General features: G+C 72.1%; 11 protein-coding genes. 5 read left to right on the plus strand and 6 right to left on the minus strand.

Features of this window, described 5'->3' with window-relative positions; genetic code table 11:
- Window positions 1-121: 121 nt before the first annotated feature.
- Window positions 122-3,214: a hypothetical protein gene (locus WHN02_RS19470; protein ID WP_434740141.1), complete on the minus strand. Its 3,093-nt coding sequence runs from the start codon at window positions 3,212-3,214 to the stop codon at window positions 122-124.
- A 305-nt stretch (window positions 3,215-3,519) separates the two neighbouring features.
- Here WHN02_RS19470 and WHN02_RS19475 point away from each other — a divergent pair, with 305 nt between their 5' ends.
- Window positions 3,520-4,365, plus strand: a complete 846-nt coding sequence (locus tag WHN02_RS19475; protein ID WP_434740142.1) for an endonuclease/exonuclease/phosphatase family protein — start codon at window positions 3,520-3,522, stop codon at window positions 4,363-4,365.
- Here the strand turns inward: WHN02_RS19475 and WHN02_RS19480 are convergent.
- Window positions 4,355-5,251 carry a TauD/TfdA dioxygenase family protein gene (locus tag WHN02_RS19480; protein ID WP_434740143.1) on the minus strand — a complete coding sequence of 299 codons (897 nt, stop codon included), beginning with the start codon at window positions 5,249-5,251 and terminating at the stop codon, window positions 4,355-4,357. The two genes, WHN02_RS19475 and WHN02_RS19480, sit on opposite strands and share 11 nt — an antisense overlap.
- A gap of 177 nt (window positions 5,252-5,428) precedes the next feature.
- Between WHN02_RS19480 and WHN02_RS19485 the strand changes: the two genes are divergently transcribed.
- Both WHN02_RS19485 and WHN02_RS19490 read left to right on the plus strand, forming a co-directional pair.
- Window positions 5,429-5,626 (plus strand): hypothetical protein, encoded by a 198-nt coding sequence (locus WHN02_RS19485; RefSeq protein ID WP_434740144.1) that lies wholly within the window; start codon window positions 5,429-5,431, stop codon window positions 5,624-5,626.
- 345 nt (window positions 5,627-5,971) lie between these two features.
- Window positions 5,972-6,817 carry an SDR family NAD(P)-dependent oxidoreductase gene (locus WHN02_RS19490; protein ID WP_434740145.1) on the plus strand — a complete coding sequence of 282 codons (846 nt, stop codon included), beginning with the start codon at window positions 5,972-5,974 and terminating at the stop codon, window positions 6,815-6,817.
- Window positions 6,818-6,952: 135 nt separating this feature from the next.
- Here WHN02_RS19490 and metH read toward each other — a convergent pair whose 3' ends face one another.
- Window positions 6,953-10,468, minus strand: coding sequence for a methionine synthase (gene metH / locus WHN02_RS19495; RefSeq protein WP_434740146.1), 3,516 nt, complete (start codon window positions 10,466-10,468; stop codon window positions 6,953-6,955).
- Window positions 10,469-10,751: 283 nt separating this feature from the next.
- On the opposite strand from metH, the gene WHN02_RS19500 reads away from it, so the two are divergent.
- Together WHN02_RS19500 and WHN02_RS19505 are read left to right on the plus strand one after the other, a co-directional pair.
- Window positions 10,752-11,621 carry a PAC2 family protein gene (locus WHN02_RS19500; RefSeq protein ID WP_350898621.1) on the plus strand — a complete coding sequence of 290 codons (870 nt, stop codon included), beginning with the start codon at window positions 10,752-10,754 and terminating at the stop codon, window positions 11,619-11,621.
- A gap of 243 nt (window positions 11,622-11,864) precedes the next feature.
- Window positions 11,865-12,656: a GntR family transcriptional regulator gene (locus WHN02_RS19505; RefSeq protein WP_350898623.1), complete on the plus strand. Its 792-nt coding sequence runs from the start codon at window positions 11,865-11,867 to the stop codon at window positions 12,654-12,656.
- 7 nt (window positions 12,657-12,663) lie between these two features.
- Here WHN02_RS19505 and mshC read toward each other — a convergent pair whose 3' ends face one another.
- The 3 genes from mshC to WHN02_RS19520 form a co-directional block, all read right to left on the minus strand.
- Window positions 12,664-13,902 carry a cysteine--1-D-myo-inosityl 2-amino-2-deoxy-alpha-D-glucopyranoside ligase gene (mshC, locus tag WHN02_RS19510; protein ID WP_434740147.1) on the minus strand — a complete coding sequence of 413 codons (1,239 nt, stop codon included), beginning with the start codon at window positions 13,900-13,902 and terminating at the stop codon, window positions 12,664-12,666.
- Window positions 13,903-13,981: 79 nt separating this feature from the next.
- Window positions 13,982-14,800, minus strand: coding sequence for an SCO1664 family protein (locus WHN02_RS19515; protein WP_434740148.1), 819 nt, complete (start codon window positions 14,798-14,800; stop codon window positions 13,982-13,984).
- Window positions 14,797-15,372 (minus strand): DUF3090 domain-containing protein, encoded by a 576-nt coding sequence (locus WHN02_RS19520; protein WP_434740149.1) that lies wholly within the window; start codon window positions 15,370-15,372, stop codon window positions 14,797-14,799. Before WHN02_RS19520 ends, WHN02_RS19515 begins: the two co-directional genes overlap by 4 nt.
- Window positions 15,373-15,484 lie beyond the last annotated feature (112 nt).

The raw sequence follows: 15,484 nt of genomic DNA on the forward strand, positions 1-15,484 counted from the left end.
TGGCACCGGTCATCGGTACCGGTTTCGTGGGTGAACGTCCCACCGCGTCCATCGTCGGCCGACGGAGGTCCCACCGGCCCGGGACATCCGTCCCGGGCCGGTGGGATCATCGCCCGACCGGTCAGCCCAACCGGATCGCCCCGCTGGCCGCCCGGGTCATGTCGACGGTGGCCGTCACGTCCGGCAACCCCTCGACGTGCGTTCCGGCGTGCACCCGACCCGACCAGTGCGAGTACCTGGCGGCGAGCTGGTCGGCGCGGACCTGGGCGGCACCGACCAGGCAGGCGCTGAGCGGGTCACGGGGGGCGGTGGTCGGCTGCGCGCAGCCCGGCCCGTACTGGCCCTGGCCGGCCAGCGGCAGGAACCCCGACCGGTCACCCTGGCACGGGTCCCACCCGTCGGTCTGCGTGCACTCGGCGTAGTTCGCCACCGCCCGCGCCATCGCGTTGTGCAGGTGCCGGTTGGCGGACTGGTCGGCGTCGCTGCGCGGGCGGGACCAGTCGGCGGGCAGCCCCTGGTCGCCGAAGAGCAGCCCACGCAGGCCGTCGTCGGACTCCAGGGCGGTGCCCCACCCCAACTCGGTGTAGGCCTGCAGCAGCCGCAACGTGTCGGAGACCTTCTTGCCCCGCTGCCAGAGCACCTTGGCCGAGTCCCAGGTCCCCGGGTCCGGCGCGGCGGTCCCGGTGCCGGCCAGCATCACCCGGTAGTAGTACTTCTGCCGACCGGAGAGCATGCTGGCGGCCTTGGCCCGGGCGGTCGTCGTCTGGGCGTCGAACGCCGGGATCGCGCTGGACTCGAAGGCCGGCCGGTAGGTGCCCGTCCACCGCTCGTCGAGGTACTTGCGCTCGTCGTAGCAGTACCCGTCCGGTTCCTGCGAGCGGACGTTCCAGGAGCAGAACACCCCGATCGGGAAGACCCGGGTGGCGCTGCGTACCTGCTGCCAGTCCCCGCCCGACCACTTCACCCGGGACCGGACGGTGATCTGGAGGTCGCCGCTGGTGGTGTGGAAACGCGGTCCCTCGTTCTCCACCAGGTTGACGAACTGCGCCTCGTAGCAGCTGGTGAAGGCGGGTCGGTGGGCCGGCGGCATGCCGTGGTGGGCCAGTTGGAACGGGTTCGGCAGGGTGTTGTGCCGCAGCGTCGACGGGACCGTACGGGTGCCGAGGTTCCCGGTGCAGGGGCCGATCGAGCCGCTCTCGCCGATCCGGTTGCCGGCGGCGATCTGCTGGTCCGGGGCGCCCCACAGGTCGTACTCGGGGATCGCGTCGCTGCCGTTCCACAGCACCGCCACACGGACGTTGTCAGCCTGTTCCCGCCAGGCGTTCACCGCCGTCCGGTAGTCGGCTACCAGCGCGGTGAACAGGGCGTTGGTGGCCCCACCGGCACCCGGGGCGCTGAACTGCCGGACCCGGCGGTTGATCTCGTCGCCGGCCTCCGCGACCGCCTCGGCCCGCGCCGGGGTGATCTGCCGGGCGTACTGGGGGTTCTGCAACTGCAGGATGTTGTACGTCCGGGCGGCGGTCTTCCACGCGGCGGCGTTGGCGACCCGTCCGTTGTTCCAGGTGCCCCCGACCCGCTGCCCGGCCCACTGTGCCAGGTAGTTGACCGAGCCCTCGGGCAGGAAGAGGTCGAGCTGCGACACCGGGTCGACGGTGCTGGTGCCGGCCGGGACGGTGAAGGTCCCCTGCCCCTGCGCCCGTACCGTCGCGAACTCGAACGTCGGCGACTCGGCCTTCGGGAAGTAGGTGTTGATGTAGTCCGGGATCGGCTGCCCGGTGATCTCCTTGTGGTGCACGTACGTGGTGATCACCGAGTTGAGCGGGTCGGTGGCGATCTGCTCCAGCGCCGCGTGGGTGGCCAGCGCCATCGAGTCGATCTTGCGTTCGATGGTCTGCAGCTGGGTGGCGATCCGACCCAGGTTGGCGTGCACCTGGTCCAGCGACCGGGTCAACGCGTCGAGCTGGGCGATCAGGTTGCCGTACATCTCGGTCAGCGCCGACTCGATCCGGTCGAACCGCCGGTCCATGCCCTGGGCGAGGCGGTTGATCTGGTCCCGGAGCTTGCCGATCTCGGCCTGCACCGCGGCGTTCGGGTCGCCGCCGCCGGCGAACAGACCGATCAGGCTCACCGCCGCACCGAGCAGGTTACCGGTCAGCACCGCAGTGCCCATCGCGGTGGCGGCCACGCTCAACCCCTGCCCGAGGACGGTGGTCATGTAGGTGTTGATCGCGGTGACCGAGGTGACGACGGCCTTGCCGATCGTCTCCAGCTGCTTGCCGAACTTCTTGTCGTGGAACCCCATCACCGTGGACAGGACGCTCACCGTGGAGCCGAGCCCCTCGAAGACGGTCTTGTTCTCGGCGGTCTTTCGCTTCTCCTCGTCGATCACCGCCTGGGTCGGCTTCGGGTTCCCGTTGAGCGGGTACGTCGTCGCCCTGGCCACCACCTCGTCGATCCGCGCCCGTCCGCTCGCGTCCAGCACTGCCAGCGCGGCGTACGCCCGCTCCTGCACCAGCGTCCGGTACGCGGCCGGGTCGTCGCGTTCGGCCCGGATGGCGGTCAGCGGCACGTAGTGGCCGAGGGTGCCGGAGTTGCCGTCGGGGCGGGGGTCGTGGATCCGGGTGGCCAGCAGGGTGTCCACCGGCGTCCGTACCGGCGTCTGGGTGCGGCCGGTGAAGGCGGTGTCCCACCCGAGCGCCAGTGCCTCGTCCACCTTCGCCCGCCGGTGCAGCTCCACCCAGGTGTCCCGGACCACGTCCCGGGAGCGGGCGTTCCACGCGGCGTCCTGGTATCCGCCCCGGACCAGGTTCAGCATGTCCGGCACCACGTTGGCACCCTCGGCGCCGACGGTGCTGTCCAGGAAGAGCCGCAACGCCGGGCCGGTGAGCACCGCGCCGCTGGAGGGGGTCGCCCCCAACCGGGCCAGCAGCGCCATCGCCAGGGCGAACCGGGACCGCTCCTCACCGGAGCCCTCCGGCACGACCGGGGCGACGGCCGCCCGGGTGCCGGTGGCGTGCGCGGTGATCTGGGCGGCGTCGGCGGTCGGGTTCGCCGCCCGCCAGTCCAGCAGTTCGGCGGTGAGCAGGGCGTCGGTCAGCCCCGCCGCGCCGTTGTCACGCAGCTGCACCACCGCCGCGAAGAGGGCGCCGTGCACCGCGTGTTCGTCGAACGGCACCGGGTCGTCGGCCCGGGCCGGAGTCTGGTGCATGGTCACCGCGAGCACCGCGGCGATCCCGACGGCGCACCACCGCCCGAACGCGCCCCGACGCCCCGGTGACCTCCCGGAGGGGCGAGCCCGCCCCCCGGGACCTCTTGCCACTGTCCGCAACACAGGTTCCTCCCGCCGGCATGGACCGGGTGGAACCCGGCCTCGTCGAGCCTTGACGGCTTCGACACTGGTGGGCGGGGTGTCCCGGGCGGCAGGGACGACCGCCCGCCCGCCCGGGACATCCGTACCGGCCGAGGTCGGCGGCTCCGACCCCCGGTAGACTTCCCACCCCCGCGCAGCAAGGCAGGTGCATGGCCGGTCGTCAGTCCCCCGTCCGACGGGCGTCGCGCGCCGCCCGCCTCCTGCTCGCGACGGTCGTGCTGCTGGCCGGATGCACAGTCACCGCCCCCGGGGCCGACGACGCACCCACCCCCGTCGAACTACGGGTGTTGCAGGTCAACCTGTGCAGCAGCGGGCTCGCCGGTTGCCACACCGGGGAGGCACCGGCGCGGGCGGCCGAGCTGGTCCGGGCCGAGAGACCCGACGTGGTGACGCTCAACGAGGCCTGCCGGGACGACCTGGAACTGCTCCGCGCGGCGATGGCCGCCGTCCACGGCGACGACGCGGTCGCCCCGGCCTTCGCCCCCGCCCGCAACCGCCGCACCGGCGGCCCGTACCACTGCCTCAACGGCCAGGAGTACGGCGTCGGGGTGGTGGCGCACGTGCCGACGGGCGACCGGGAACACGCCGTACACAGCGGGATCTATCCGGCGCAGGACCCCGACGACCCCGAGGAGCGCGCCTGGCTCTGCGTCGAGGCGGGCAGCGCCTACCAGGCGTGCACCACGCACCTGGCCTACACCAGTTCCACCCTGGCCCTCGCCCAGTGCAACCACCTGCTCGGTACGGCGATCCCACAGCTGCACGCCGACAGCCGCTACCGGCCCACGGTGGTCAGCGGCGACCTCAACCTCCGCCACGGCGGCACCCCCGACGTGCGGGCCTGCGTCCCGGTCGACTACCAGCACCGGCACGACGGCGGCGTGCAACAGTTCATGGCCACCGACGACCTGCCCATCGGGTCCACCCGGGCGATCGGGATGGACGGCACCACCGACCACCCGGCCTTCCTGGTCTCCCTCACCCTCACCCACTGACCTCCACGACCGCCGGACCCCGCCACGGGTCCACCGGCCCCCGGGGGTGGTCTCCGCGCAGGGTGATCCGGTGCATGACCCGCCGGGAGGTGCCGTAGTCGCGGTTGGCGTAGTGGGCGGTGCTGCGGTTGTCCCAGATCGCCACGTCCCCCGGCCGCCACCGGTGCCGGACCAGGTGCTCCGGCTTGGTCAGGTGGGCGTAGAGCAGGTCCAGGATCCCCCGGCTCTCGGCCTCGGACACCCCGACGACGTGGGAGGTGAATCCGGGGTTGACGAACAGGCCCCGGCGTCCGGTCTCCGGGTGCACCCGGACCACCGGGTGCTCCACCGGGTCGAGGCGGGTCACCACCTCCCCCTCCCACACGCTGCCCCGGCCACCCCGCCGGTGGGCGAGGTAGTAGCCGAACTCCCGGTTGCCGTCGTGTACGGCCACCAGCTGGTCCACCAGCCGCCGCACCGGTTCGGCGAGGGAGTCGTACGCGAGTTGGCTGTCCGCCCAGGTCGTGTCCCCACCACCGACCGGCAGGGTGACAGCCCGCAGGATCGACCCCAGGGGCGGGCGCGGCATGAACGTCACGTCGGTGTGCCACACGTCGGCGAACCCGTCGTCGGCGCTGTCCAGCTCGTACACCTCCGGGTGGCGCTCGTCCACACCGGCGACCACCGGGTGGGAGGCGGTCAGCTCGCCGAGGCGGCGACCGAGTCGGACCTGACCGTCGTCGTCGAGACGCTGGTCGGCGAAGAACAGCACCTTGCGCTCCACCAGTGCCGCCCGGACGGCGGCCAGTTCGGCGTCGGTGGCCCGGTCGAGGTCCAGCCCCCGGACGTCGGCGCCGATGTGCGGGCCGAGGGGGTCCAGGGCCAGGTCCACCAGGGTGTCGGTCATGTCGGGTCCCTCCGGTCGCACGGCTCGACCACCGGCCGGCACGACGGTCGTGACGGCCCCACATCGAAGTCCTATTTTTCCTACAGCTCTGATAGGTCTTCGGGCAAGGGGGCACCCACGGCGTGGACACCACCCGACGTGACCACCGACTGCGCGCCCATGGTGGACACTGTGCCGATGCACGACGCTCCGACGAGGTCGACACGTCGACTGGATCTGTTCCTCCCGGCGGCCACCGCCGCCGCCTGGCTACTCGTCGCCACCGTGCACCTGCACAGCCCCCACCCGGTCCCACCCGAGGCGCGCTTCGACTGCTTCGCCGACCCGTGCCAGGTCCGGTGGACCCTCGGCGACGGCTGGCACTGGGTGAGCTGACGGCGCGTACCCTGTCACGGCGGATCTCGGCTGGACACCCGACCTCCCGGTCGCGCGCCGAGTGAGGCGAGACAGTCTCGGGCAACGGTGACGGCTTGGCAGTCCTGCACCCGGCAGATCGGGCACCGGCCGTCCACGTCCGGCAGGTGATCCCGAAGGATCCAGCGGGCCGACAGGATCAGCCGGTTGCGAACCTGGATCGTCATCGACGTCCACCACCAGATCGACGGTCCGGAAGCCTGAGAACACGGTCCGGAATCCTGAGAACCTCGTTCGGGTCCGCCCCTGGTGAGGTCCCCTGGCCCGACGATGTGGACACCGCGAGCCATCAGTACGATCCCCGCCATGAATGGGGTGAACGATCCTTCAGATGATTCCGCCGGACGCCGTCTCACTGTGGTGACCGGGGCCAGCTCCGGCATCGGACTGGCCGCCGCTGTCGCCCTGGCACGTCGAGGCGACCGGGTGGCGCTGGTCGGACGGGATCCGGACCGGCTGCGGGCCGCCGGGGAGAAGGTCCACGACACCACCGGTGAACGCCCGGAGCTGTTCCGCGCCGACTTCGCCGTCCTCGACGACGTACGGGGGCTGGCCGAGCGGCTCCGCGCCGCGTACGACCGGATCGACGTGCTCGCCAACAACGCCGGGATGATGGCCCAGCAGCCGGTCCGCACTGTCGACGGGTTCGAGTCGACCATCCAGGCCAACCACCTGGCCCCGTTCCTGCTCAGCAACCTGTTGTCCGACCGGGTCGGACGGTTGGTGGTCACCGCATCGAGGATGCACCGGGGCGACCTCGACCCCGACGACCTCAACGCCGGGCTGAACCGGTACCGACCGATGGGCGCGTACGCCACCAGCAAGCGGGCGAACATCCTCTTCGCTGCCGAGGCGGCCCGCCGCTGGACCCACCTCACCGCGTACTCGTACCACCCGGGGGTGGTGCGGACCCGGTTCGGCTCGGGCCTTCCCGGACAGGACCTCTGGACCCGGTACATGCCGCTGCTGCGCACCCCGGAGAAGGGCGCGGAGACCCTCGTCTGGCTGGCCACCCAGGAGGCGACCAAGCTGACCAACGGCGGCTACCACCGCGACCAGCGACCGCACCGGGCACACGGTAAGGCGACCGACCCGGCGCTGGCCGCCCGACTCTGGGAGGCCAGCGCAAAGGCCGTCGGCATCGACAGCTGAACCCGGGCGAAGACCACCGCCTGCCGGCACCTGCCTGTCGGAGGCCGACGCCGCGCCGGCTGGTGGCGGCGTCGGCCGACGCCGCGCCCACCCGAGGAGGTGAGCGCGGCGTCGACAATGCGCACTGCCTTGCGCCTACTTGGCGTTGAAGTAGCTGGCTTCGGGGTGGTGGACGACGATCGCGTCGGTGGCCTGCTCGGGCTCCAGCTGGAACTCCTCGGAGAGGGTCACCCCGATGCGCTCCGCGCCCAGCAGCTCGACGATCTTGGCGCGATCCTCCAGGTCGGGGCAGGCGGGGTAGCCGAACGCGTACCGGCAGCCCCGGAAGTCGGTGCGCAGCAGTCCGGCCAGGTCCCCCGGGTCGTCCCCGGCGACGGTACGCCCGCCCGGCAGGGTCAGCTCGCTGCGGATCCGCCGGTGCCAGTACTCGGCGAGGGCCTCGGTGAGCTGCACCGACAGGCCGTGGACCTCCAGGTAGTCGCGGTACTCGTTGGCGGCGAACATCTTCGCCGTGTACTCGCTGACCGGCTGGCCGACGGTGACCAGTTGCAGGGCCACCACGTCGAGCTGGTCGCCCTTGGGTCGGAAGAAGTCGGCCAGGCAGAGCCGCCGTTCCTGGCGCTGCCGGGGGAAGGAGAACCGGGCCCGCTCGCTGTGCCCGTTCTCGTCCAGGATCACCAGGTCGTTGCCTTCGGAGTACGCCGGGAAGTAGCCGTACACCACTGCGGCTTCGAGGACCTTGTCGGCGGTGAGCCGGTCCAGCCAGTACCGCAGCCGGGGGCGACCCTCGGTCTCCACCAACTCCTCGTAGGAGGGACCCTTGCCGCCCCGGGCACCGCGCAGCCCCCACTGTCCGAGGAAGGTGGCCCGCTCGTCGAGCAGCGCCGCGTACTCGGCCAACGGCAGGCCCTTGATCACCCGGCTGCCGAAGAACGGCGGGGTGGGCACCTCGACGTCGCGGGCCACGTCGGAGCGGACCGAGGCGTCGTGCAGGTCGGGTAGGGACTCCCGGACGACGGCCCGCTGCTTCTCCCGGCGGGCCCGCCGGGCGGCCAGGGCCGCCTCCCGTTCGGCGTCGACCACCGGTGCGCCGCCCCGCTTGGCCGTCATCACCCGGTCCATCAGGGAGAGTCCCTCGAAGGCGTCCCTGGCGTAGTGGACCTGGCCGGGGAAGACCGCCCGCAGGTCGTCCTCGACGAAGGAGCGGGTCAGGGCAGCTCCGCCGAGCAGCACCGGCCACCGTTCGGCCACCCCCCGGGTGGCCATCTCGGCGAGGTTCTCCTTCATGATGACGGTGCTCTTGACCAGCAGCCCGGACATCCCGATCGCGTCGGCCCGGTGTTCCTCGGCGGCGTCGAGGATCGCGTTGATCGGCTGCTTGATGCCGATGTTGACGACCTCGTAGCCGTTGTTGGACAGGATGATGTCGACGAGGTTCTTGCCGATGTCGTGCACGTCGCCCTTGACCGTGGCCAGGACGATCCGTCCCTTGCCGCCGTCGTCGGCCTTGTCCATGTGGGGTTCCAGGTACGCCACCGCCGTCTTCATCACCTCGGCGGACTGGAGTACGAACGGCAGCTGCATCTGGCCGGAGCCGAACAGCTCACCGACCACCTTCATGCCGTCCAGGAGCAGGTCGTTGATGATCGACAACGGGGTACGGCCACTGGCCATCGCGGCGTCCAGGTCGGCTTCGAGGCCGTTGCGCTCCCCGTCGACGATCCGCCGCTTGAGCCGCTCGTCCAGCGGGAGCGCTGCCAACTCCTCGGCCCGGGTGGCCCGAGCCGAGGCGGCGTCGACCCCCTCGAAGGCCTCGATGTAGGCCTGCACCGGGTCGTACCCCTCCCGGCGGCGGTCGTAGATGAGGTCCAGGGCGACCTCACGCTGCGCGTCGGGGATCTTCGCCATCGGCAGGATCTTGCTGGCGTGCACGATCGCCGAGGAGAGTCCCGCCTCGACGCACTCGTTGAGGAAGACCGAGTTGAGCACCTGTCGGGCGGCCGGGTTGAGCCCGAAGGAGACGTTGGAGATGCCCAGTGTGAAGTTGACCCCGGGGTAGCGGGTGGCGATCTCCCGGATCGCCTCGATGGTCTCGATGCCGTCGCGGCGGGTCTCCTCCTGGCCGGTGGCGATCGGGAAGGTCAGGGCGTCGATGAGGATGTCGCTGCGCCGCAGCCCCCACCGCCCGGTCAGGTCGTCGATCAGCCGGGCGGCGACGCGTACCTTCCACTCCTGGGTCCGGGCCTGGCCCTCCTCGTCGATGAGCAGCGCCACCACCGACGCGCCGTGCTCGGCGACGACCGGCATGATCCGCGCGTACCGCGAGTCGGGGCCGTCACCGTCCTCGAAGTTGACCGAGTTGACCACGCACCGGCCACCGAGCATCTCCAGCCCCGCCTCGATGACGGCGGGCTCGGTGGAGTCCAGCATGATCGGCAGGGTGGACGCGGTGGCGAAGCGTCCGGCCAGCTCCCGCATGTCCACCGCACCGTCGCGGCCGACGTAGTCGACACAGAGGTCCAGCAGGTGCGACCCGTCCCGGGCCTGGCTGCGGGCGATCTCCACACAGGACTGCCAGTCGGCGGCGAGCATCGCGTCCCGGAACGCCTTGGACCCGTTGGCGTTGGTCCGCTCCCCCACCATCAGGACGCTGGCGTCCTGGGCGAACGGCACGTGGTGGTAGACCGAGGAGACCCCGGCGTCGACCACCGGCTCCCGCCGCGCGGCCTGCCGGCCCCGCAGCCGCTCGGCGACCACCCGGATGTGCTCGGGGGTGGTACCGCAACACCCGCCGAGCAGGGAGACGCCGTACTCGGTGACGAAGCGTTCCAGGGCGTCGGCCAGCTCCACCGGGGTCAACGGGTAGGCCGCACCGTCGGCGGTCAACTGCGGAAGACCGGCGTTCGGCATCACCGACAGCGGCACCCGGGCGTGCTGGGACAGGTAGCGCAGGTGCTCGCTCATCTCGGCCGGGCCGGTGGCGCAGTTCAGCCCGATCAGGTCGATGCCCAGCGGCTCCAGGGCGGTCAGGGCCGCGCCGATCTCACTGCCCAGGAGCATGGTCCCGGTGGTCTCCACGGTGACGTGGACGATCAGCGGCACCTCCCGACCGAGCTGGGCCATCGCCCGCTTCGAGCCGATCACCGCCGCCTTGACCTGGAGAAGGTCCTGGCAGGTCTCGATGATCAGGGCGTCGGAGCCGCCCTCGATCAGACCGGCGGCGTTCTCCAGGTAGGCGTCGCGCAGGGTGGCGTACGCGGCGTGCCCGAGGGTGGGCAGCTTGGTCCCGGGGCCGATCGAGCCGAGGACGAAGCGGGGCTGGTCGGCGGTAGAGTACGCGTCGGCGGCCTCCCGGGCGATGCGCGCCCCGGCCTCGGACAGCTCCCGGATCCGGTGGGGGATGTCGTACTCGGCGAGGTTGGCCAGGTTGGCGCCGAAGGTGTTGGTCTCCACGCAGTCGGCCCCGGCGGCCAGGTACGCCTCGTGCACCCCCCGGACCACGTCCGGTCGGGTGACGTTGAGGATCTCGTTGCACCCCTCCAGATCCTCGAAGTCGGCCAGGGTCAGGTCGGCCGCCTGCAACATGGTGCCCATGGCACCGTCTGTGACGAGGATCCGGCCTGCCAGTACGTCGAGCAACGAGGTTCGCACCCGTACAGGCTAGTGCGCCCGCGGCGGCGCCGACCGACCCTGTCCGGGGATCCCACATTATGTAGGCGGGATCACCCCGCACCTTTCGTGGTGACATGACCGGATGGCCGGTTCGGCCGATCCTGGCACCCCCCGGAGCGACCCGGCGCGGCCGACGTGCCCGCACGGAACCCGGCCCGTAGGCTACGGACGTGAAGGACAACAGGGACAACACCGCGCCCGGCGGACCGACGGTCGGGGCGGCACCCCGGGTCGGCCCCGACGAGCAGGGGGAGGTGACGGCATGACCGAGTTCGACGGACTGCCGGTGCTCCGGTCCCCGGTGGCCATCGCCGCCTTCGAGGGCTGGAACGACGCGGCGGACGCCTCCACCGCCGCCGTCGAGCACCTGGAACAGGTGTGGCAGGCGCGCCCGGTCACCGAACTGGACCCGGAGGACTTCTACGACTTCCAGGTCAGCCGCCCCACCATCACCATGGCCGAGGGCGAGACCCGGAAGGTGGAGTGGCCGACCACCCGGTTCACGGTGGCCAGCCCGAAGGGCACCGAACGGGACGTCGTCCTGATCCGGGGCATCGAGCCCAGCATGCGCTGGCGCACCTTCTGCGAACAGGTCCTGGAGATCTGCCACAGCCTGGAGGTCGAGCGGGTGGTCCTGCTCGGCGCCCTGCTGGCCGACGTCCCGTACACCCGGCCCCTGCCGATCAGCGGCAGCGCCTCCGACGCCGGGGCTGCCGAGCGCTACCAGCTCACCCCCACCCGGTACGACGGCCCCACCGGGATCGTCGGGGTGCTGCACGACGCCTGCACCCGCGCCGAGGTCGACGCGGTGTCGTTCTGGGTGCACGTGCCGCACTACGCCAACAATCCGCCCTGCCCGAAGGCCACCCTGGCCCTGCTGCACCGGGTCGAGGAGGTGCTGGACCTGCCGGTGCCGATGGCCGACCTGGCCGAGGAGGCCGCCGAGTGGGAGCAGCGGGTGCGCAGCGCCGCCGAGCAGGACGCGGAACTCGGCGAGTACGTCCGGGAGTTGGAGGAACGCCTCGGCGACGCGGGGATCACCCCGCTGACCGGTGACGAGATCGCCCAGGAGTTCGAGAAGTACCTGCGCCGCCGGGGCGGTTCCGCCGGCCCCACCGCCGGATCCTGGTAACCGGCTTCCTCCTCGGGAACGGCTGGTGCCCGCAGCAGGCACCAGCCGGCGGCCCGGGTGGTGTCGACGGACCGCCCGCTGTCGAGCACGACCGGCAGCCCCGTGGGGACGCCGGTCGGCGCGCTGAACCTGCTCGTGTGATCACCGGGACCCCGGTAGGTGACCAGACCGGGTGTGTCCGGGGTGGCGGCGTCACGTCGCCTAGGGCATCCTAGGAACCTAGCTGTGACTCTGGAGGTGGGTATGCAGATCAACCCGGGGGCGGCCGAGTTCCCGCACCGGCAGATCGCCGCGCAGCTCAAGGCGCAGGTCCGCCGGGGCGACTGGGCGCCCGGTGAGCGGCTCCCCTCCATCCCGGCCATCGCGGAGATGTTCGGGGTGGCGAAGCAGACCGTCCAGCGGGCCGTGGACCAGCTGCGGGTCGAGGGTGTCCTGATCACCAAGCCCGGCTCCGGTACGTACGTCAGGGGCACCCGCCGCCGCCTCAACCGGCTCTCCCGGGGCCGGTACGGCGGCTTCCGCGGCTACCACACCGACCTGGCCGCCCGATACCGTCAGCAGCTCGTCTCCGTCGGCCGCTCCCCCGCCCCACCCGAGGTGGCCGACGCGTTCGGGGTGGCCGACGGCACCGACCTGCTCTGCCGTCGGCACCTGGTCCGCACCGAGGACTCCCCGGTCGAGGTGGGCGCGTCGTGGTTCCTACCCGCCGACACCGCCGGCACGTCGCTGGAGCGGGCCGAGGCGTTCGGTCGACCGCTGTACCAGGAGGCCGAGGAGGCGATCGGCCGTCGGTACGTCACCGCCACCGACACCATCACCGCCCGTCAGCCCAGCCGGGAGGAGGCCGAGACCCTCCAGATCCGCCCGGACACCCCCGTCCTGCACCTGCTGCACGTCGCCTACGACGAGCGCCGCAGACCCATCGAGGTCGCCCAGGCCACCTGGCCCGGCCCGATGACCACCCTGACCGAGGAGTACCGGGTCCCGGCCCCCGCGGCCGACCCGGACCCCGACCCCGGCCTGGTCCTCGGCTGACCGGGGATCAGAGGCGGACACCCAGGAGGGCGTCGACGGTCGCGGCGAACAGGGCCGGCGCGGCCGGGTCGTCGGCGACGCCGGACAGGGTCGCCTCGGCGAACTCGTCCGCCACCCGCAGCGCCCCGGGAGAGTCGAGGTCGTCGGCGAGCCGGGCGCGGACCGCCGCCAGCAGGGCCGGTCCGTCGGGGCCGGCGGGGGCGGCTGCGGCCCGACGCCACCGGTCCAGCCGGTGTCCGGCGGCGGCGAGGAGGTCGTCGGTCCAGGTCCGGTCGGTCCGGTAGTGCCCGGTGAGCAGGGCCAGCCGGACCGCCATCGGGTCGACCCGGTCGGCCCGGAGCCGGGAGACGAAGACCAGGTTCCCCTTGGACTTCGACATCTTCTCCCCGTCGAGCCCGATCATTCCGGCGTGGACGTAGAAACCGGCGAACGGGGCCCGGCCGGTCAGCCGTTCGGCGTGCGCGGCGGAACACTCGTGGTGCGGGAAGATCAGGTCGTTGCCGCCGCCCTGCACGTCGATCCGCTCGCCGAGCAGGTTCAGGGCGATCACCGTGCACTCGATGTGCCAGCCCGGGCGACCCGGTCCCAGGTCCCCGCCCGGCCAGGACGGCTCGTCGGGGCGGGCACCGCGCCACAGCAGCGGGTCGAGCGGGTCACGCTTGCCGGCCCGCTCGGGGTCCCCGCCGCGCTCCGGGAAGATCTCCAGCATCTCGGCCCGGGACAGGTTGGACTCGTATCCGAACCGGGGGGCTGCGGTGACGTCGAAGTAGACGTCGCCGGTGCCGTCGTCGAGCCGGTACGCCGCCCCGTCGCCGAGCAGCTCCACCACCCGTGCGGCGATGTCCGGGATCGACTCGACAGCGCCGACGTAGTGCTCCGGGGGGATGATCCGCAGCGCCTCCATGTCCTCGCGGAACAGGGCGGTCTCCCGCATCGCCAGGACCTTCCAGTCCTCGCCGTCGCGCTGCGCCCGCTCCAGGAGCGGGTCATCGATGTCGGTGACGTTCTGCACGTACCGCACCGACCGGCCGGCGTCGCGCCAGACCCGCTGGACCAGATCGAAGGCGATCATGGTGGCGGCGTGACCCAGGTGGGTGGCGTCGTACGGGGTGATCCCGCAGACGTACAGGGTGGCGTCACCCTCGCCGGTGTCCGGGTGCACGCCCTGCCGGGCGGTGTCGAACAACGCCAGCGGGCCGCCCCGACCCGGTAGCCGTGGCACCTCGTGTCCCACCCAAGAGTCCATGACCGTCAGCCTAACGACGTGTTGACCAGCCGGAAGTCGGCTGCACAGTGATCAAGGCGACAGCCTGGGACGGGTGGGCTCAGATCGGTGGCCAGGGGAACGCCGGACCGTCGCGGGGCGGGAGGGGGAACCGGCCGGTGGAGCGCAGCCCGTCGACCCGGTCCCGCAACGCGGCGACCTCGGCGACGGTCAGGTGTCGGGCCACCTGCTCGCCGAGGTCGGCGTCGAGCCGGTCGGCGAGGACGGCGAGCGCGGCGACCAGGTCGGGGGTGAGCGTCCGACCCGCCCACCCCCACAGCACCGTCCGCAGCTTCTCCTCCACGTGGAAGGTCACCCCGTGGTCCACGCCGTAGATCCGGTCGTCGGGCCCGACGAGGACGTGTCCACCCTTGCGGTCGGCGTTGTTGACGACGGCGTCGAACACCGCGAGTCGGGCCAACCGGGGATCGTCGGCGTGCGCCAGGGTGTACGCCGTACCGTCGTCGTCGCGGGCGGCGGCGATCGGAAACCAGCCGGGCGGCACCGCGTCCGCCGACACGAACCCGACCAGCGGCGCGGCCCCGTCCGGCTCGTCGATCCACCACTGGCAGGAGCCGGTGCCGAACGGCCCGTCCCGCAGCACCGTCGGGGGGACCAGTTCCCCACCGAGGGCCTCGGCGACCAGGTACGCGGCGACCTCCCGGTCGGCGAGGGTGCCGTCGGGGAAGTCCCAGAGCGGACGCTCACCGCGGATCGGCTTGTAGACGCAGTGGGCGCTGACGCCGTCCAGGGTCAGGGTCCCGCGCAGTGTGGTGTTGGAGGCCTCGACCAGTCGCCCGTCGACGGTGAGGACGCCGTCGCGGAGCAGCCGACGCACTGCGGCACCGTCGGGACGGGGTCGAAGTTCGGACGAGGTCACCTGTGGTAGCCGTTGTGCCGCGGGCAGAGGTGCCCGACGGGATCCAACGGCTGACCGCAGAGCGGGCAGGGTGGGCGGCCCGCGTTGACCACCCGCTTGGCCCGTTCGATGAACTCCCGGGTCGCCTCGGGGGTGAGGCGCACCCGCAGCCGGTCGAGGTCCTCGTCGGGCTCGTCGTCGTCCTCGTCGTCGTCGAGCTCGTCGGCCAGCTCGACCTCGGTCTCGACCTCGCCGACGGCGATCGCCTCGATCACCACGGTGGCGGTGTCCACGTCGAAGGCCAGTCCGAGGGTGCCGACCCGGAACTCCTCGTCGACCGGGGTGTCCAGCGGGTCGTTGTCCCCGGTGACGGGGACGGCCTCGGGCAGCTGCACCCCGAACCGACGTTGCGCCTCGGCGAGCAGCTCCTCGAGCTTCTCGGCGAGCAGGGAGACCTGCACCTTCTCCAACGCCACGCTGACCAGCCGGCCGCCGCCCCGGGCCTGCAGGAAGAACGTCCGCTCTCCCGGCGGCCCGACCGTCCCGGCGACGAACCGCTCCGGCGGCTCGAAGGCGTGCACCTGGTGGGTCATACCCACGACCCTATCGGGCGCGGTACGGCACCGCGTACCCCCACCGACCCACAATCGCCACGCCCCGGTGAGCGCGACGGGACCGTGCAGGTCGGGTCGGGTCGGTCGGCGG

Origin of the sequence: Micromonospora sp. SH-82 (genome assembly GCF_051132485.1) — a bacterium.
In the GTDB taxonomy this organism is placed as follows: Bacteria; Actinomycetota; Actinomycetes; order Mycobacteriales; family Micromonosporaceae; genus Micromonospora.